This is a genomic window from Amycolatopsis dongchuanensis (assembly GCF_039542405.1).
Lineage (GTDB): Bacteria > Actinomycetota > Actinomycetes > Mycobacteriales > Pseudonocardiaceae > Amycolatopsis_E > Amycolatopsis_E sacchari.
Genome location: NZ_BAABIB010000097.1, coordinates 1 through 16541, shown reverse-complemented (window position 1 = coordinate 16541; position 16541 = coordinate 1). Strand labels below are relative to the sequence as shown.

General features: G+C 69.2%; 17 protein-coding genes, 1 tRNA gene and 2 pseudogenes. 11 read left to right on the top strand and 9 right to left on the bottom strand.

Annotated elements, in window-relative coordinates:
- Nucleotides 1-1020 (bottom strand): asparaginase, encoded by a 1020-nt coding sequence (locus tag ABFX51_RS26510; RefSeq protein WP_346055241.1) that lies wholly within the window; start codon nt 1018-1020, stop codon nt 1-3.
- A gap of 155 nt (nt 1021-1175) precedes the next feature.
- Between ABFX51_RS26510 and ABFX51_RS26505 the strand changes: the two genes are divergently transcribed.
- Nucleotides 1176-2189, top strand: a complete 1014-nt coding sequence (locus ABFX51_RS26505) for a LacI family DNA-binding transcriptional regulator (protein ID WP_346055240.1) — start codon at nt 1176-1178, stop codon at nt 2187-2189.
- On the opposite strand, the gene ABFX51_RS26500 is transcribed toward ABFX51_RS26505, so the two are convergent.
- Complete coding sequence (locus tag ABFX51_RS26500; protein ID WP_346055239.1) at nt 2149-3000, bottom strand: helix-turn-helix transcriptional regulator; 852 nt, start codon at nt 2998-3000, stop codon at nt 2149-2151. The genes ABFX51_RS26505 and ABFX51_RS26500 overlap by 41 nt on opposite strands.
- 102 nt (nt 3001-3102) lie before the next feature.
- Here ABFX51_RS26500 and ABFX51_RS26495 point away from each other — a divergent pair, with 102 nt between their 5' ends.
- The 3 genes from ABFX51_RS26495 (at nt 3103) to ABFX51_RS26485 (ending at nt 4805) form a co-directional block, all read left to right on the top strand.
- A complete protein-coding gene (locus tag ABFX51_RS26495; protein WP_346055238.1) occupies nt 3103-3531 on the top strand; it encodes a nuclear transport factor 2 family protein in 429 nt (142 codons plus the stop codon).
- Nucleotides 3528-4370 carry an NAD(P)H-binding protein gene (locus tag ABFX51_RS26490; protein WP_346055237.1) on the top strand — a complete coding sequence of 281 codons (843 nt, stop codon included), beginning with the start codon at nt 3528-3530 and terminating at the stop codon, nt 4368-4370. The genes ABFX51_RS26495 and ABFX51_RS26490 overlap by 4 nt, the downstream gene beginning before the upstream one ends.
- Before the next feature lie 358 nt (nt 4371-4728).
- Nucleotides 4729-4805 (top strand) — tRNA-Ile (locus ABFX51_RS26485).
- A 138-nt stretch (nt 4806-4943) separates the two neighbouring features.
- Here ABFX51_RS26485 and ABFX51_RS26480 read toward each other — a convergent pair.
- The gene (locus tag ABFX51_RS26480) at nt 4944-5129 is read right to left on the bottom strand and encodes a hypothetical protein (RefSeq protein WP_143250005.1); all 186 of its coding nucleotides are present in this window, start codon (nt 5127-5129) and stop codon (nt 4944-4946) included.
- Nucleotides 5130-5233: 104 nt separating this feature from the next.
- On the opposite strand from ABFX51_RS26480, the gene ABFX51_RS26475 reads away from it, so the two are divergent.
- From ABFX51_RS26475 to ABFX51_RS26465, 3 genes are read left to right on the top strand one after another with little or no spacing between them, the layout of a single operon-like run.
- Nucleotides 5234-6082 carry a TIGR04222 domain-containing membrane protein gene (locus ABFX51_RS26475; RefSeq protein ID WP_091516046.1) on the top strand — a complete coding sequence of 283 codons (849 nt, stop codon included), beginning with the start codon at nt 5234-5236 and terminating at the stop codon, nt 6080-6082.
- Complete coding sequence (locus tag ABFX51_RS26470) at nt 6082-6885, top strand: MbnB/TglH/ChrH family RiPP precursor modification enzyme (RefSeq protein WP_346055263.1); 804 nt, start codon at nt 6082-6084, stop codon at nt 6883-6885. The genes ABFX51_RS26475 and ABFX51_RS26470 overlap by 1 nt, the downstream gene beginning before the upstream one ends.
- Nucleotides 6882-7217, top strand: a complete 336-nt coding sequence (locus tag ABFX51_RS26465) for an SCO6045 C-terminal-like domain-containing protein (RefSeq protein WP_346055236.1) — start codon at nt 6882-6884, stop codon at nt 7215-7217. Before ABFX51_RS26470 ends, ABFX51_RS26465 begins: the two co-directional genes overlap by 4 nt.
- 53 nt (nt 7218-7270) lie before the next feature.
- Here ABFX51_RS26465 and ABFX51_RS26460 read toward each other — a convergent pair whose 3' ends face one another.
- Nucleotides 7271-8128 (bottom strand): NAD-dependent epimerase/dehydratase family protein, encoded by an 858-nt coding sequence (locus ABFX51_RS26460; RefSeq protein ID WP_346055235.1) that lies wholly within the window; start codon nt 8126-8128, stop codon nt 7271-7273.
- A gap of 141 nt (nt 8129-8269) precedes the next feature.
- Between ABFX51_RS26460 and ABFX51_RS26455 the strand changes: the two genes are divergently transcribed.
- A complete protein-coding gene (locus ABFX51_RS26455; RefSeq protein WP_346055234.1) occupies nt 8270-9133 on the top strand; it encodes a LysR family transcriptional regulator in 864 nt (287 codons plus the stop codon).
- Between the two features lie 264 nt (nt 9134-9397).
- Nucleotides 9398-9994 (top strand): TetR/AcrR family transcriptional regulator, encoded by a 597-nt coding sequence (locus tag ABFX51_RS26450; protein ID WP_346055233.1) that lies wholly within the window; start codon nt 9398-9400, stop codon nt 9992-9994.
- Nucleotides 9995-10118: 124 nt separating this feature from the next.
- Here the strand turns inward: ABFX51_RS26450 and ABFX51_RS26445 are convergent.
- Nucleotides 10119-10331: pseudogene (locus ABFX51_RS26445) on the bottom strand (NUDIX domain-containing protein); the annotation flags it as partial.
- 21 nt (nt 10332-10352) lie between these two features.
- Complete coding sequence (gene nfi / locus ABFX51_RS26440) at nt 10353-11012, bottom strand: deoxyribonuclease V (RefSeq protein WP_346055232.1); 660 nt, start codon at nt 11010-11012, stop codon at nt 10353-10355.
- 134 nt (nt 11013-11146) lie between these two features.
- On the opposite strand from nfi, the gene ABFX51_RS26435 reads away from it, so the two are divergent.
- Entirely contained in the window at nt 11147-11623 is a 477-nt protein-coding gene (locus ABFX51_RS26435) for a hypothetical protein (protein WP_346055231.1), read from the top strand.
- Between the two features lie 112 nt (nt 11624-11735).
- Here the strand turns inward: ABFX51_RS26435 and ABFX51_RS26430 are convergent, their stop codons facing one another.
- Nucleotides 11736-12296, bottom strand: a complete 561-nt coding sequence (locus ABFX51_RS26430; RefSeq protein WP_346055230.1) for a hypothetical protein — start codon at nt 12294-12296, stop codon at nt 11736-11738.
- Between the two features lie 605 nt (nt 12297-12901).
- Between ABFX51_RS26430 and ABFX51_RS26425 the strand changes: the two genes are divergently transcribed.
- Nucleotides 12902-14944 (top strand): DUF4236 domain-containing protein, encoded by a 2043-nt coding sequence (locus ABFX51_RS26425; RefSeq protein ID WP_346055229.1) that lies wholly within the window; start codon nt 12902-12904, stop codon nt 14942-14944.
- 194 nt (nt 14945-15138) lie between these two features.
- Here the strand turns inward: ABFX51_RS26425 and ABFX51_RS26420 are convergent, their stop codons facing one another.
- Together ABFX51_RS26420 and ABFX51_RS26415 are read right to left on the bottom strand one after the other, a co-directional pair.
- Complete coding sequence (locus tag ABFX51_RS26420; protein ID WP_143250032.1) at nt 15139-15597, bottom strand: hypothetical protein; 459 nt, start codon at nt 15595-15597, stop codon at nt 15139-15141.
- A 137-nt stretch (nt 15598-15734) separates the two neighbouring features.
- Nucleotides 15735-16326 (bottom strand): annotated as a pseudogene (locus ABFX51_RS26415) (integrase core domain-containing protein); the annotation flags it as partial.
- Nucleotides 16327-16541: the final 215 nt, after the last annotated feature.

The window sequence follows — 16541 nt, the reverse complement described above, 5'->3', positions numbered from 1 at the left end:
TCAGTACTTCCTTCCGAGAGACAGGGGGTTGCGGGCGCCGAAGGGGTTCTCGGCGTGCCGGGTCAGTTCCTCGGCCACGCGCACCGGATCGCGGTGGGCGGCCAGCAGGGCGGTCAGCAGGATGCGGGCCTGCGACGGGCGGAGCATCCCGGTGGGGACGGCTCCCGCCTCGACGAGGTCCACGCCACCGCCGTTGCCGTAGAGCGCGGCGACGGGCCCGGCGTGGACACGGGTGGACAGGGCGACGACGACACCGTCGGCGGTCAGCCGGGCGACGGCGTCGCGGATGCGCGGGTTGCCGTTGCCCGCGCCGGTCGCTTCGAGCACGACACCGGTCGCGCCCGCCGCGACCACGGCGTCCAGCGCGGCGGTGTCCACGCCGGGGTAGAGCGCGACGATGTCGACCCGCGCGTCGAGGCCGGTCAGCTCGACGCGCGGGCCGCGGGCGGGGGCCGCGGTGAACAGCACCGCGCCTTCGCGGACCTGGCCGACGGGACCGGCGTCGGGGGTGGAAAACGCCGCAGCGGCAAGGGTTTGCGTCTTGCGCGTACCCCTGGCGGCGAACACCGCCCCGTCGAAGGTGATCAGCGCGCCGCGGTCGCGGGCCCGTTCGTCGGCGGCGACGGTGATGGCGTCCGCGAGGTTGCGCGGGCCGTCGGTGTCGGCCGCGTCCGCCGGCCGCTGCGCGCCGGTGAACACCACCGGACGCGGGTCGTCGTGCACGAGGTCGGCGAGGAAAGCGGTTTCCTCCATGGTGTCCGTGCCGTGCGTGACCGCGACGCCGAGCACGCCCGGTTCGGCCAGCGCGGCGCGGATCTCCCGCGCGATGAGCGCCATGTCGGCGGGGGTGAGCAGGTAGCTGCCGACGCACAGCACGTCCCGGCCCTCGACGGGGACCGGCACGTTGAACGGCAGGCGGTCGAGCAGCGCGGACACCGCGTCGCTGGCGAGGCTCGCACCCCGCCCGTTCTGGCGCGACGCGATCGTTCCGCCCGTCGACAACACCACGACCTTGCTCACCATACCTCCTCGGAGTGACCACGGCGGTCACCTTCAGCTACCCAATCGTTTGGCCCAAACGTTTGGGTATCATGCACACGAGGAGGGGCCGCGGTCAATCAACTCGCTGTTACGATCGGGAAAGGCTCTGTAAACCCGCCGGGAGGCAGCGCGAAGTGGGCACGGAGAAGCAGCGACCCGTCACCCTGCGCACCCTGGCGGACCAGCTCGGGCTGCACGTCTCCACGGTGTCCCGGGTGCTGCACGCGAAGCCGGACGAAGGCGCGCGAGCGGCGTCAGGCGCGACGGTGGAGCGGATCCGCAAGCTGGCCGACGAGCTGGGCTACCGCCCCAACCCGCACGCGACGAGCCTGCGGACGCGGCGGAGCAACCTCGTCGGCGTGCTCGTGCCGCGCCTGTCGGACATCGTGCTCGCGACGATCTACGAGGGCATCGAGGAAGCGGCGGCGGAGCACGGACTGTCGACGTTCGTCACGAACACGCGGGACGTGCCGGAGGTGCAGCGGGCGCGCACCGAAATGGTGCTGGGCCGCCGCGTGGACGGGCTCATCTTCGGTGATGCCTACGCCGACGGGGAATTCCTCGCTTCCGTCGCCGCTCGCGGTGTCCCGTTCGTGCTGGTGAGCCGCCGCTCGGGCGAGTACCCGTCGGTGACGTGCGACGACTACGAAGGCGGCAGGCTCGCGGCGGAACACCTGTTGTCGCTGGGGCATTCGCGGGTCGCGGTGATCGCGGGCGAGCCGTACGCCAGCACGGGAATCGACCGGACGGCGGGTTTCGTGGACGCCTTCGCGGCGGCCGGCTGCCCCGTGCCGGAGTCCCGCATCGTCCACACCCCGTTCGACGCGCGCGGCGGCCGCCTCGGCGCCGAGCGGCTCCTGGCGGAACGCCCGTCGGCGATCTTCGCGGTGAACGACTTCGCGGCAATCGGCGCCATCGGCGCGGCACGCGACGCGGGGCTGCGGGTCGGCGAGGACATCGGGATCGTGGGCTTCAACGACACTCCCTTGGCGGCCGAGCTGCCGGTCCCGCTGACGACGGTGCGCTCCCCCATGCACGAGATGGGGTACCGGGGGTTGTCGTTGCTGGTGCGTCTGATGGCGGGCGAAACCGTCGAGCCGGAAAGGCTTATGCCGAAGCTGATGGTGCGTGCTTCGACGACGGGGTGACCTCTGTCCCCTTTGGACTGAGGCGAGCCAGCGCGGCCGCGCTGGGGCTGCCCGGCTCCGCGGTGTACATCACCAGCCGGAGGTCGGTTCCGGGCACCAGCAGCGTGTGGCAGTCCAGCTCCAGTTCGCCGAAATCGGGATGGCGCAAGCGTTTGCGCAGCGTCGGGACCGGTTGCACGTCGTGCTCGCGCCAGCCGGCGGCGAACTCGGGGTTGTGTGCGGCGTAGGCGTTGACCAGCTCGGCGAGCACGCGGTCGGCCGGTCTGCGGGCGCTGGCCGTCCGCAACTGCGCGGCCGACTGCCGGGCGAAGCGGCCCGGCTGTCCTGAACAGACCGTGCCGCCCAGGCGCATGGCGATCCGCAGGACGTTGCGCTCCGCCACGGGCAGCTCCGCGAACTCGGTGATCAACGCGGCGGCGGCGTCGTTCCAGGCCAGGATGTCCTGCCGCTCGTCGGCCAGGTACGCCGGTACCGGGCCGAGGCGGTCCAGCAGCAGGCGGGCGTGGGCGGGCACCTCGGCGCGTTCGTCGTCCGGCCCGGGCGGGACCTGGCCGGCCAGGCGGGCGAGGTGCTCGCGTTCCACGCCGGTCAGCCGCAGCGCCGTGCCGAGCGCGGCCAGCACTTCGGGGGACGGGCGCGGCGCGCGGGCCTGTTCGAGACGTTCGTAGTAGCTGACCGACACCCCCGCCAGCGCGGCGACTTCTTCGCGCCGCAGGCCGGGGGTGCGGCGGCGGCCGGTCGCCGGTAGCTGGTTCGGCCGCAGCGCTTCCCGGCGGCGTCGCAGGAAGTCGGCCAGTTCCCCTTTGCTCATCACGTTCATCGTGGCACGGGGCGGCGTCGCCAGCCACGGACTGGCAGTCCGTGGCTCAGCTGGGTGTGCCACGGTGCCGGACGGTCCGTGACTGTGGACGACATGACTCAACCCGAAGACCTGGTCCAGAAGATGCTGGATCTGCTGCTGGCCAAGGACATGAACGCGGTCGCCGACCTGTGGGCGGAGGACGGGGTCGCGGAGTTCCCGTTCGCCGCGGGAGCCTCGCCGCGGCGGCTGACGGGCCGCGAGGAGGTCCGCCGGTACCTGGCGGACTACCCCGAGCGGATCGACGTGCGGGAGTTCCCGGCGCTGACGGTGTACCGCACGGATCACCCGGACACGATCGTGGTCGAGCTGACCGCGACCGGCCTCACCGTTCGTACTGGGGAGCCGTACCGGTTGGACTACATCGTGGTGGTGACGGTGCGGGACGGTCTCATCACGCGGTACCGGGACTACTGGAGCCCGCTGGCCGCGGCGTCGGCGGCCGGGGTGCTGCCGGAGTTGCTCGCGTCGGTCGCCCGATGAGCGCGGTACTGGTGACCGGCGGCACCGGGAAGACCGGGAGCGAGCTGGTCAGGCTGCTGCGGGAGCGCGGGGTCGTGGCCAGGGTGGCGTGCCGCAAGCCGCCTGCGGGTGATCCGGACGCAGTCGCCTTCGACTGGACCGACCCGGCGACGCACGCTCGCGCGCTGGAGGGCGTGGACCGGGTTTTCCTGGTGCCACCGGTGAACAGCGTCGACCCGGTGCCGGTCGTCGCCCCGTTCCTGGCGGAGGCGGAACGGCGCGGGGTGCGGCGGCTCGTGCTGCTCGGAACGGCCATCGTGCTGCCGAACTCGCAGGAGTTGGCGGCCGAGGTGCGGGCGCGGCCGGGCTGGGTGGTGCTGCGCCCGTCGGGGTTCATGCAGAATTTTTTGAGCCCGCACCCGCTCGGCGAACGGATCCGCCGGGACGGCGAGATCCGCACGTCGGCCGGCGAGGGCCGCATCGGCTGGATCGACGCGCGCGACATCGCGTCGACGGCCGCCGTGCTGCTGTCCTGCTCCGACATTGACCCCGCGGAGCCCCGCGACCACCTGCTGACCGGCCCGAAGGCGCTGAGCTACCCAGACGCGGCGGCGATCATCTCGGCCCACACGGGCCGGCCGGTCCGCGTGGTGCACGCGGACAGCCGGGAGCTGTCGGCGCACTACCAGGCGGCCGGCGTGCCCGCCGCGTTCGCGGAGGCCCTCGTGGCGGTGGAGGCCCGCGTGCGAGCGGGCCGGGAGGACCAGGTGACCACGACGGTCCTCGACCTGACCGGGCACGCGCCCAGGTCGTTCGCGGAGTTCGCGCAGGAGCACGCGGGGGCGTGGTTGGCCGGGTGAGTTGGGGTGCGCCTCCGCGCTTGATGCCGCGGAGGCGCACCCGGGTGTTTGGTGTGCCTGTGGCGTTGGCCTGCGGGGCGGGCCCGGAGGCGGTCAGCGCCTTGACGCTCGGGGCGCGTGCCCGGCACGCCCGGGTGCGGGCGGGTCGGCGTGCCCGGCACGCCCGGGTGCGGGCGGGTCGGCGTGCCCGGCACGCCCGGGTGCGGGCGGGTCGGCGTGCCCGGCACGCCCGGGTGCGGGCGGGTCGGCGTGCCCACCTGCGGACCAGTCGGCACGCCCGCTGTCGGGCGCAGCCGGGTGCGTGCGGTATGTTGACGAACAACTCATAACGGCCGGGGTGCGCTCGCCCTGTGCCCTGGGGCCGGTAGCTCAGTTGGTTAGAGCAGGGGACTCATAATCCCTTGGCCGCGGGTTCGAGCCCCGCCCGGCCCACCAGCTGCGACCAAGCATGATTGCCAGAGAACTAGAACGCTTCGTCGACCTTGAAGATCGCCTCTTCTGGATTCGTCATCGCCGAATTGCTGTTCTCCGACTCGAACGTTCGCATTTTCAGTGGCCAACGCCAGAACGTGCTCACCGCGACGCCAAATACGCCCAGACGTTGAGGCCGATCACCACGACCAGCGCTCCGCACCACAGCAGCCACCAGCCCAGCGCCGCGTGCCGCGCCACGAGCCCGAGCACACCGGCGGCGAGGATCCCGACCGTGCCGACCGCGGTGAACAGCGACACGGCACTCGTCCGTGGATGGTCCTTCATGCGCTCGGGGTACCCACCCGGTCCCCGAGTCAACAAGATCACAGCTCGGGACGAGCACCGGGTTTTCGCTCCGGAACGGCCGTTCCGGAGGTTAGGCTCCGCGCATGGAGCCATGGGGGTTGTCCGGACCGCAGTTCACCGGCCTGTACTTCGCGGCCGTGGTGGCCGGGATCCTGCTGACCTTCCTGCTGCGGCGGCTGGTGGCACGGCGCCCGGTCCCGCCGGCGCAGAGCAAGCTGAGCCTGCGGGAGGCCGCGTACCTCGCGGGCGGCCCGCGCCGCGTGCTGGACTCCGCGGTCGCCACGCTGCTGAAGGCCCAGCGGCTGCGGGCGCGGCGCGGCGGGTGGCTCCAGGCCGTCGGCAAGGAGTCGAGCGAAGCCGACCTGGCGCGCGCCGTGTACGACCACGTCCGGGAGTACGGCGAGCGATCGCTGCGCCAGGTGCGTTCGGCGCTGCGACGCCATCCGGAGGTACGGGAAACGCGTGCCTCGCTCGTGGAACGCGGACTGATCGTTCCACAGGCGTGGTCGCGTGCGCTGCTGTGCGCGCTCCCGCTGCTCGTGGTGCTCGGGGTCGGCATCGCCCGGCTGGTCAACGGCGTCCGGCTGTACCGGCCCGTCGGCAACCTGATCCTGCTGCTCGTCTGCGCCGCGATCGCCACGTTCGTCGCGCTCTGGCCACGATCGCCGTGGCGCAGCCGGGCCGGAGCAGAGGTGCATACCGCGATGCGCAGCCGGAACCGCTCGAAGAACCTCCCGGTCAGACTGCCCAGTCTGACCGGCGCGGCCGCGGCCGTCGCCATCGGCGGCATCGCCGCCTATCCGAACCAGGCCATCGCCCAGGCCCTCGGTGCGTCCAGCTCATCGGGCTCCTCCGGGGGCGACTCGTCGTCGTTCAGCTCGTCGTGCAGCAGCGGTTCCTCGTGTGGCGGCGGAGGCGGGTGCGGCGGCTGATGGGCGCGCTGGGTGTCGGGATCGGCTGGCGGCCGGAGCTCGACCTGACGGTGGAACGACTGCCGGGAGTGGACTTCGCCGAGGTGGTCGCCGAGAACCTGCGGCCGGACCGGCTGCCGGAATCCCTTGTACTGCTGCGAAAACGCGGGCTCCCCGTGCTGCCGCACGCGGTTTCGCTGTCGCTGGGCGGTGCCGCGCCGGTCGAGATGAAGCGCGTCGCGCACCTGGCCGCGCTGGCCGAAGCCCTCGAAGCTCCCCTGGTGAGCGACCACGTGTGTTTCGTGCGGGCGGGTGGCCTCGACTCCGGGCACCTGCTGCCGGTGCCCCGCACCCGCGAGGCGCTGGACGTGCTCGTGGCCAACGTGCGCGCGGCTCAGAAAGCGCTTCCCGTGCCGCTCGCGCTGGAGAACATCGCCGCCCTGTTGGACTGGCCGGACGCGGAACTGACCGAAGCGCAGTTCCTCACCGAGCTGACCGAGCGCACCGGCTGCCTCCTCCTGGTCGACGTGGCGAACCTGTACGCGAACGCGCGCAACCTCGGCAGCGACCCGGAACGCCTGCTCGACGAACTGCCGCTGGAGAGGCTGGCGTACGTGCACATCGCGGGCGGCGTCGAGCGCGACGGGGTGTACCACGACACGCATGCCCATCCGATCCTCCCCGAGGTCCTCGAGCTGCTCGAGGAGCTGGCGGCACGCACCGATCCGCCTGGTGTCCTGCTCGAACGCGACGACGACTTCCCGACCGACGACGAGCTCGCGGCCGAGCTGGCGGCGATCCGCGCGGTGGTGACCCGGCCGTGACGGAGCCCCAGCGGGAACAGCTCGCCGCGGCTCAGGCGGCCCTCCTGCGTACGCTGCTCGCCGGTGCTCCCCCGCCGCCGGGCTTCGACCCCGTCCGGCTGGACGTGGAAGCGGCGGCGCTGCGGGAGAAACGTGGGCGCGTCGTGGCGAAACTCGCCTTCCGGGAGTGCCGGCTGCTCGGAGAGCGCTTTCCGGCGTTGTTCGCCGAGTACGCGCGGGCTCATCCGCGGCAGGAGGGCGTCCGCGCCCGGGAGGACGCGCGAGCGTTCGTGGCGTGGGCCCGCCGCGAAGGCCACCTCAAGCGATGGCCGTGGGCCCGCTTCCGGCGCTGACCGCCGTGCGGCTCTCCCGCGGTAGTGATGCTGCCCTGGTTGGTACTCCCGGCTCATCCCGCTGCGAACTCGGTCAGCGGATCGGTGTGCGCAGGCGTCCAGCCCAGCTCGCGCTGCGCCTTGGCGGGGGTGAGCTGCTGGTCGAGGGCGAACGCGTCGGCGATCGGGCCCATCTGCTCGCGGGCCTGCTCAAGGCTGAGGGAGACGGTCTTCCCGTCGAGCCCGGCGGCGTGGGCGCAGGCCTCGGCGACCTCCTTGGCCGTCGGGTTGACCCCGCCCACGCCGAGGTACACCGAGCCCGCCGGAGCCGACAACGCCGCCACGTACAGCCGGGCGAGGTCGTCGAGGTGGACCAGTGCCCAGTGGTTGCCGCCGTCGCCGATGTAGGGGATCGCGCCGCTTTCCTTCCCCGGCTGGACGAAGAAGATGTCGATCAGGCGGTTGTCGCCCCCGTAGAGCAGGCCGGGCTGGACGATGACCGGTCGTCCGCCGTCGGTGGCCCGGGCCAGCACCGCGTTCTCGACGGCCTGCCGCCAGGCCACGACGGCCGGCGGGTTCCACGGTGCGGTTTCGTCCTGGACCCCGTCGGTGTCGCCGTAGACCCAGCTGCCGCCGGTGTGCACGTAGGTGCCGCCCCCGACGCCGTCCTGCATCGCGGTGGCGGCCGCCAGGTCCTCCTCGCCGCTGGTGGCCTGAGCGAGGTGGATCACCGCTTCCGCCCGCGCCGCTGCCTGGTTGAGCACGTCGAGGTCGGTCAGGTCGCCACGGACCGCGCTCGCCCCGGCGGCGACCACGGCCGCCTCGGCACGCTCGCTGCGCGCGAGCGCCTCGACGGTGTGCCCTTGCCGTACCAGCTCGCCGATCGTCGCGCGGCCGATGTAGCCCGAACCGCCCGTGAGGAAGAACTTCATCGCTGTCCCATCACTCGTGTTCCGTTCCTCCTCCACGGTGACCCGGGCAGCCGGGGTGCGTCCAAGACCCGTTCCGCGCGCTGTGATGCCGCAACGGCATCACAGACCTGCGATGATGGGCGGGAGCGGAGGTGCGTCGACGTGGACTTCGACTTGCGGAAGCTGCGATATTTCGTGGCGGTGGCCGAAGAGCTGCACTTCGGGCGGGCCGCCGCGCGGCTGCACATCGCCCAGCCGGCGTTGTCGCGTCAGATCCGCGCCCTCGAGGACGAGCTGAAGACGCCGCTGTTCGTCCGCGACCGCCGGAGCACGGTCCTCACCGCAGCGGGTGAACAGCTCCTGGCGGATGCCCGGGGCCTGCTCGCGGCGGCCGAGGCCGTGCACCGGAGGGTCTCGGCCGCGGCCGAGGCGAAGCCGGTGCTCACCGTGGGGTTCATGCCGGGCATCGTGGTCACCCCCGCGATGCAGGAACTGGTCCGGCGGCGGCCGGACGTCAGCGTCCGGCTGCTGCGCACCAGCTGGCACGACCAGGTGGAGGTCGTCCACGACGGCCGCGTGGACGTCAGCATCGTCAGACTGCCGGTCGACCAGCGCGGGCTGACCGTGCGACCGCTGTTCACCGAACCCCGCGTCGTGATGGTGCCCTCAGGGCACCGGCTGGCCGGCAAGGAGTCCGTGTCGGTCACCGAACTCGCCGACGAGCACCTGCTGCAGGACCCCGACGCCGTCCCGGAGTGGCGCGACATCGCCCTCGAACTGCGCAAGCCGGACCGCCCCGAAGTGCCTCGCATCAACAGTGTCGAAGAGAAACTGGAACTCGTCGCCGCCGGAGCGGGGATCAGCGTGATCCCGTTGTCGACGGCGACGTTCTACACCCGCCCGGACGTCATCGGCATCCCGGTCGAGGACATCGGGCCGAACCAGGTGTGCCTGGCTTGGCTCGCGACGCGCCGGTCGCCGCTGATCGACGCTTTCGCCGCCGCCGCGGCAAAGCTGGTGCCCTAGTCTCGGCAAGCGCTCCCGGCGGCCTCTACGAACACCATGCCGCGGTGGGACGCTTCCGGCCAACGGCACCCGAACGGGCATGCAGCACGATGACACGGTCAGCTCAAAACAAACCGGGACGACCACACCCCCGGAGCTGACGCTCGAGGCTTCCGGCTCCTTGCCGGAAGGGAGCCGGAAGCCTCCCCGGTGCCAAGCCGTCGCGGTCATCAAGACCGAACGTTCGCCTCGTACACTGGGAGCGACCAGGAAGCAGGTGACCAGGTGTCGGAAGCACGTGCCCGGCTGCTCGGCACAGCCAGCCGGCTCTTCTACGCGGAGGGGCTGCACTCGGTGGGCATCGACCGGATCGTCGCCGAGGCGAAGGTCACGCGGGCCACGCTCTACCGGCACTTCCCCAGCAAGGACGACCTGGTCGTCGCCTACCTGACCGCCGCGGACGAACTGATCCGGAGCCAGATCGACTCCGTGCGCGCTGCCGGGCACTCCCCCGCGGACACAGTCCGGGCCGTCGCCGGGACGATCACCGACGGCATCCGCTCCGACGGGTTCCGCGGGTGCGCGTTCCTCAACGCCGCCGCCGAGTACCCCGACGTCGATCACCCGGTCCACCAAGCAGTCCTCAAGCACCGGCAGTGGTTCCTCGACACGATCACCGAGCTGATGGCCGCCACCGGCGAGACCACACCCGAGCCGCACGCCCGACACTTCGTCATGCTGCGCGACGGCGCGATGGCGGCGGGTTGCCTGTCCGACCCCGCGCCGGTCTGCGAGACCTTCCTGCTCGGCGTCGAAGGGATCCTGAAGTACCGGGATGCGTCCATAGTGGACCAGGCCGCGGTGAAGGCGCGCCTGCACTGACAGTGGGATACGCCGGCACCGCTTGCCAGAGCCGGTCCAGCGGCACCCCGCCGATCACTGCGGTCGTCGCCGCGTGCAGCAGTTCCGCGCCATCCGGGGCCGACGAGCTGAACAAGAACACCTGCGACGCGTCCGTGGCCTTCGCGCCGAGTTCCTCCGCCAGTTCCCGGTGCAGAGCCGCCTCCACCGAGGCGTCGGTCTCCTCGACGCCACCACCGGGGGCGGTCCAGTACGGCGCCTGACCCGGCTTGGTCCGCTTGATCAACACCCACCGGCCACTGTCGTCGATGAGGATCGCCCGCGCAGCGCGACGTCCGGCGGTCACGTGTTCCGACATGTCATCAGCTTGAACGAAAACTCAACCCCTGGCGAGCTTCGACTCGTGGTCCGCGGCCCTGATGGGCTCCGGCAGCCGATAGCGCGGCGAAAGGTCGAGGACGATCTGCACGGCCGTGTCAACGGACACCTTGTGCCCGGGCGAAACGAAGATCGGTTTGACTCCCGGACGTGTGCGCAGCACGTACCCCACCACCCGGCCGTTCATGTGCACCGGGGACCGATCGCCACGGTTTTGGCCTGGCTCCGAGTACTCGCCCATCATCGGATTCTTCGCCACGCCGATCGTCGGAAGATCCAGCAGCAGCCCGAGGTGACAAGCAAGGCCGAACGACCGCGGGTGCGCGATACCGTTCCCGTCGCAGAGGACGACATCAGGTGCGGCGGATAGCTTCCGCAGCACCTCGACCAGAACCGGTACTTCGCGGAACGCGAACAGCCCTGGGACATAAGGGAATTCCGAACTCGCTTCAGCGACCGCGCTCTCGACGACGGAGAAGTCGGCCACGTCGAGCACGGCAGCGGCACCGAAGGCTCGATCCGACGACGAGCGATAGGCCACATCCACACCCATCGCAGTCCTTATCGGCCCGTGCAGGTCATCTTCAATGCGGATGTGCCGCCGGAGTTCGTTCTGGATTTCGACCGCTTCGGCTTCATCGCGAGGCAATGTAGTCGTCAACTCGTGGAAGGGAGTCGACCCGCAGGACCGAAACACGGTCGAAGAGTAACAGTTGTCATACAGATGATGATCAGCACCCCCAGCGGCAGGGGTACCTGGTAAGAACGGCGACCGGATCGACAGGAAGTGACACCATGCCCGTTGTTGATGCTCGTCAGTTCTATTGGTCAGCGCCGCCGTTCGAGGAGCAGCCGCTCTTCCGCGCACCCGAGGAGGTGATGACGGGCTGGACGGAGATTGCCAACCAGGCTCAGATCGAACTGGAAAGGTTCGGCCTGCCAGCAACAGTGATGAGGGCCGAGGAAGATTTCAGTGTCGCGTCCCCCGGGGTGCAAATCCTCGTATGTAGCGCGCGCCCGTTCGGAGTTGTCCTAAACTGGGAACCACCCATCGCCGGAACACCCGAATTCACGAAAGTAGTGCTCGACGGAGCGGTCAATTCCCCACTACTGACCTATGTCGCCAAGGGGCGAATAGCGATGCTGGACGCAAGTGCGGCGATATTGAACGCCGCGGGCTTCATAACCATGAAAGATTACGCCAACGGGGACGGTAGCACTTACGACTACCGGGTCTTGTTCGCGCCGAAGGCCTCGATCATCGAACGCTGACCGCGGGTGGGCACCGGATGAGCGAGGGCAACCCAACGCATCCACCGGCGACAGAGATCTTCTACCCGATACGAGGCCAGTCACGTCGTCCCACCTGCTTCGCATGGGACCATCAGGTAGCCGCTTCCACAGTCCACTCCTTGAAGAGCTTTGCGAGCCGCTCCCTGGTCTGCGCGGTGAGGATACCGCGCGCATCGTCAGCAAGTGGTTTCAACGCGTGCTCACGCACTTCGTCGTGCCCCTCAGGCGCCGGACAACTGAAGACGGCGAGGATCCGCAGCGACCGGATGGCATCGTCACCGGTCAACAAACTCAGCAACGGGACTTGAGCCACCGCGGCCCCCTTGAACGCAGCCCAGACTTTGTCGACCATGATGTCGATCACGACGTCAGTGACTACTGAACGATATTTCTGCATCGAAGATTTCCGAATCGCGTCCTTGACCAACTGCTTTCCCCGCTCCGGGATCTTGTCGAGCGCGGTGTTGAACTTCACGGTTACCTGAACGAGACCGATGAACAGATCACACCACCCGTGGTGCGCGAGTTGACGCGCCACCTCCCTGACGTCTGGAACCGTGCCGCGGAGTTCTGCCACGATCGCTTCCCAGACACCCGTCATCGCCTCGGCGAAGATCTCCACCTGCTCGATCGACGACGGCTGGGCTGACACGGCAGCACCTTCGGGCGACCGCCCTCCAGGTGAGGAGGTTGGATAATTCACACTGCGAGACTCGACCCGCTGCGGCGGGACACCGGGCAAATCGCTCCCGCTGTCGGACACATCGCCTTCCGGCAAAGTTGACACCGATTCCTCATCTATCGCCGCGCCCCGTACGACAGGTCGGCCAGGTTCCCGCCCCGAGATCTCCCTGGTATCCCCACTTCCACTCGCAGACTCGGCCGCCAGGCCGGACAACGAGCGACGGCTCCGATGTGACGCCAACCAGCCCGCCACTTCGAGCCTCGCGAAATCCGCAACCGCGGCTCGGACATGCACGTTCGAGCGGGCACGACCGGGTTTGTAGTACTTTTCCCACTTGATCGCTATCTTTTCTTTTTTTACCTGCCGATCCCGCACATCGCCTTTCGCCAGCCCGAGCCAACCTTCCCAGCCGTGCAACGAGCCCCCGCAGCCGGAACAGGCACACGCATGCCCCACAGCCTTCGCGCAGTTCTCGTTGTGGTTACCATTCCGCGATGCCAATACAGACACCCCCAGGAGTAGCACTTCCCTGATCGTCCGCAACGCAGAGGCGGTTTTCGACCGCCACTACGGTGAAGGTTTCGCTTACCCTCAGTGAGGCCCTCCAGCAGCACTCTGACCTGGCACCCACCAGCGGTACTACAGCACGTATTTGCCATCCGGCGGTAACGCGGACATCCCAACGGACGACCCATGGTCGGAAGATCCGTCGTGGGAAGCCGGTTATGTCGTTCTATTTGCGCACGAGTGTCAAACTCGGTCCTGTTCGCGTGAACATGTCACGTTCCGGGCTCGGAGCTTCGGTGGGCGTTCCCGGTTTCCGGGTCGGCGCCGGTCCACGCGGCTCGTACATCTCGCTTGGCGATGGCCTCGTGTCGTACCGCGCGACCGTCCGCCCAAGCCGTGGTTCGACGAAGCGCCCCACGCCGGCCGCACGTCCGCTTCCCGGCCTCCCATCGCCTGGCGACGTCGTCCTGTCCGACGTTTCCGGGGCGACCACGATCGAGATGGCCGAGGTCGGTTCGAGCGAGCTCGTCACGCAGCTCAACGACGCGGCACGGTCTCCCCTGTTCTGGCCGTGGAGCCTGGCGCTCGCACTCGTCCTGACAGTGCTGTCCCCCTGGGTGCTCCTCGCCGGGGTACTGCTGACCGTGTGGCTGTTCTGGAAGGACAGGGTGCGGCGCACGGTCGTGGCCTTCTACGACGTGCAGGGCCCGGAGGCGACCCGGTTCCAGCGGCTCGTTGATTCCTTCGGACAGGCTCGGACGGCACAGCGCGCCTGGCACGTCGTCGCCTCCGGCGCGGTGTCGACGACCCACCAGCACAAGACGAACGCGGGCGCTTCCGCACTCGTGAAGAGAGTCCCGTTGACCATGGGAATCGGAGGCCCCCGGCACCTCTCGTCGAACATCGCCATACCGTCGCTCACCACACCCCGGCGCTCGATCTACCTGTTGCCCGACAGGGTGCTGGTCCGGGACGGCCGGCACTACGCCGACATCGCCTACGGCAGTCTGCGGTCCGAGGCGGCTCTGCAGCGGTTCATCGAGGACGGTTCGGTGCCCTCGGATTCCCTCGTTCTCGGCCACACCTGGCAGTACGTCAACGTGAAGGGCGGGCCCGACCGCCGGTTCAAGAACAACCGGAAGCTGCCCATCCTGCAGTACGGACGGCTGTCCCTGACCGGCAGCGGTGGTTACCAAGCGATCTTCGACTTCTCCACTCCGCGCGCGAGTTCGGTCCTGGGGGAGTCCCTCACCGCGATGTCCGCCGCGCTCGTTGCTCCTGCTCCGCAGCGGCAGCCCGCGTCCGGCGGTCCTTCGCCTTCCGTACCTTCGATCGATCTCGATCGACTTGTCGAGAACGGCGCGAAACCGTTGCCCCGGCGCCGTCTGTCTGCTCAAGGACGGGTGAGTGTCGTAGGTGAGTCGCACTACCAGGAAGCACTGCGCCGTGCCGTCGGCGGCGCTGCCGCGGGAACGGAGCCCGAGCGGCATTTGCCGGTGGTCGCGACACTCGTACCGGAGCCCGAGAACCGCCACGATCCGTGTGCCGTCCGAGTGGACGTCGTGACTGGCGCGGGTACTGCCACGGTCGGTTACCTTTCCCGTTCCGACGCCCGCGCCTACCAACCCCCGCTGCTCACGATGCTGCGTCAGGGGCGAATCGGCACTTGCCCGGCGAAAGTGACCGGGGGCGCTGCCGGCCGCTCGTACGGGATCTACCTCCACCTCGCGGACCCACAAGCGCTGCTGCTCCACAACCTCGTGAGCGACTCCGACCTCCTCGAACCCGCACGGCTGGTGACCGTGATCCGCGAAGAAGATCACCAGGAGACACTCGCGCCCTACCACCGAGCTGACTCACCGCGGACTTTCCTCGCCGCCGAACTCGTCTCGTCGACTGTGTCGCGCGGCAAGTACGAGGGCGCCTACGCCGTCGAAGTCAGACTCGACGGGGCGCGAGTGGGCGAGCTGACCGCGGCGATGAGTGCCCGCTACCAGAATCTGATCGTCGAAGCCGAGACCAGAGGTACTCAGCCGATGTGCGAGGCGATGCTGACTCACGGCGCACGCGGTTACCAGATCGATCTCCTCCTCCCGAATGTTCGGTGAGGCGGACCACCACTCCGCGTGAAGGTCTTCACACACGACCATGACGGTTCCGCCCGTCATCTTGATCTCGTGCGAGCAGCCGTGAGGCTGTTGAGGCGGCACGCATGCTTGACCTTGTCCGGCAGGAGTGACAGCTCGACCGCCGACTTCGCCTGCCCTGTCTCGCGAAGCAGGATGTGGCCTATGCGATGGCATCAGCGAGCTCCGCTGACGAAGACGCCCCACGCCTCTACTTCCAACACGTCCCCCTCGACATCGACCACGAGTGCGCCCGTCCAATCCCTGGTGGTTGCGACAAAACCGTTTCCGTCGGCGCGCGCCAGTGGGGTCAGGTTCGACGCGAGGAAGGGCCAACCGCACACCAGCAGGCCGGTCTGCGCGTACTCGCCGAAGAGCACGAACACCGGCTCCGCCGGCCCGGCGAGCCACGACGGCTGAACGCCGGGACGCAAGGTGTCCCGGACGGAACCCGACTCGGGTGCGACAGCGACCAAGGTGCCATACCGTTGCGCGCCGAACTCCTGCTTCCACCGGTCGACGAGCAGCTGACTGTCCACTGGGGACATCCAGCTCGCAGCACCCGTGTCGATCCCCGCGCGGGCCATTGCCTCGACCAGGGCTGTTCTCGGGGCGGGATCACCTTCGGGCGCCATGGCTGAAACTCTAGTCCCGCAAGGTCGGCCTCGAGGTGGAGCAGGACGGCGAGGTCGTGCACGTCGAGATCCTCCAGCGCGACCGGGCGCCCTGGTTCCCGCTTCGCACCGGTGGCCGCTAGGTGCACTTGGGCATTGGGTGGTAGTCGGCTGGTGGGTGGGTGGCCGCCGAGTGCGCTGTGGCGTCGTTGAGTGTTGTAGGGCTCGAGCCAAGTGCAGGGGCGGTGGTTCGGTCGGCGTGGCTGGTGAAGACCCGCCGGTAGGCCCACTCGGTTTGCAGGGTGCGGTTGTAGCGCTCCACTTTGCCGTGTTGCCAGGGGCTCGCCAGCCACCGCCGTCGGGAATCCGACCGATCTTCTTCACGTCCATGTGCACCAGCTCACCCGGCCGGTCCCGCTCACACCGCATCGCGGTGGTCTTGCTCGCCCGGACCACCGGCACGCCCAGCTCAGCACCGATCCAGTCCGGGCCCCGACGCTCCCGCTACCGGAGCTCGACGATCCGCCGCTCGGTCTGCACGCTTGCCCGTCGTGGCGAGGAATGCGGTCGTGAGGACCGGTCGTGCAGCCCGGCTTCGCCCTCGGGGGCGAGCCGGTCCAGCCACGTCTTGACGCATTTACGCGAAATTCCCATCGCCTTCGCGATATGCGACTGGGGCCACCCGGCGCGATAACGCTGGACGATCAGCAGTCTGCCCGGAAACGTCGTGCGGGCATTACGGCGAGACATCCGACTTGGCGTGGGTCCTGGACAAGCCACACCCCAACCGGAGGCTCTCCCCACGTCCAATACCGCTAAGTTAGGCGGTTTGGGTGAGGAGTCGGATGCGTGGTGGCTGGGGGTATGTGGTGGTGTGGTGGTGGGGTTTTTTGGTTTTGTCGCGCGTCAGACTTTGTGGCTCAGGGGTTATGTAGGTTCCTGAGCAGGAGGTATGACGATGAGCC

What these genes read in the sequence shown, in the direction of transcription:
- ABFX51_RS26475 (WP_091516046.1), top strand. Translation starts at nt 5,234, where the DNA reads ATGGAGCCATGGGGGTTGTCCGGACCGCAGTTCACCGGCCTGTACTTC.
- ABFX51_RS26460 (WP_346055235.1), bottom strand. Translation starts at nt 8,128, where the DNA reads ATGAAGTTCTTCCTCACGGGCGGTTCGGGCTACATCGGCCGCGCGACG.
- ABFX51_RS26435 (WP_346055231.1), top strand. Translation starts at nt 11,147, where the DNA reads ATGCCCGTTGTTGATGCTCGTCAGTTCTATTGGTCAGCGCCGCCGTTC.
- ABFX51_RS26480 (WP_143250005.1), bottom strand. Translation starts at nt 5,129, where the DNA reads ATGAAGGACCATCCACGGACGAGTGCCGTGTCGCTGTTCACCGCGGTC.
- ABFX51_RS26470 (WP_346055263.1), top strand. Translation starts at nt 6,082, where the DNA reads ATGGGCGCGCTGGGTGTCGGGATCGGCTGGCGGCCGGAGCTCGACCTG.
- ABFX51_RS26490 (WP_346055237.1), top strand. Translation starts at nt 3,528, where the DNA reads ATGAGCGCGGTACTGGTGACCGGCGGCACCGGGAAGACCGGGAGCGAG.
- ABFX51_RS26495 (WP_346055238.1), top strand. Translation starts at nt 3,103, where the DNA reads ATGACTCAACCCGAAGACCTGGTCCAGAAGATGCTGGATCTGCTGCTG.
- ABFX51_RS26500 (WP_346055239.1), bottom strand. Translation starts at nt 3,000, where the DNA reads ATGAGCAAAGGGGAACTGGCCGACTTCCTGCGACGCCGCCGGGAAGCG.
- ABFX51_RS26420 (WP_143250032.1), bottom strand. Translation starts at nt 15,597, where the DNA reads ATGGCGCCCGAAGGTGATCCCGCCCCGAGAACAGCCCTGGTCGAGGCA.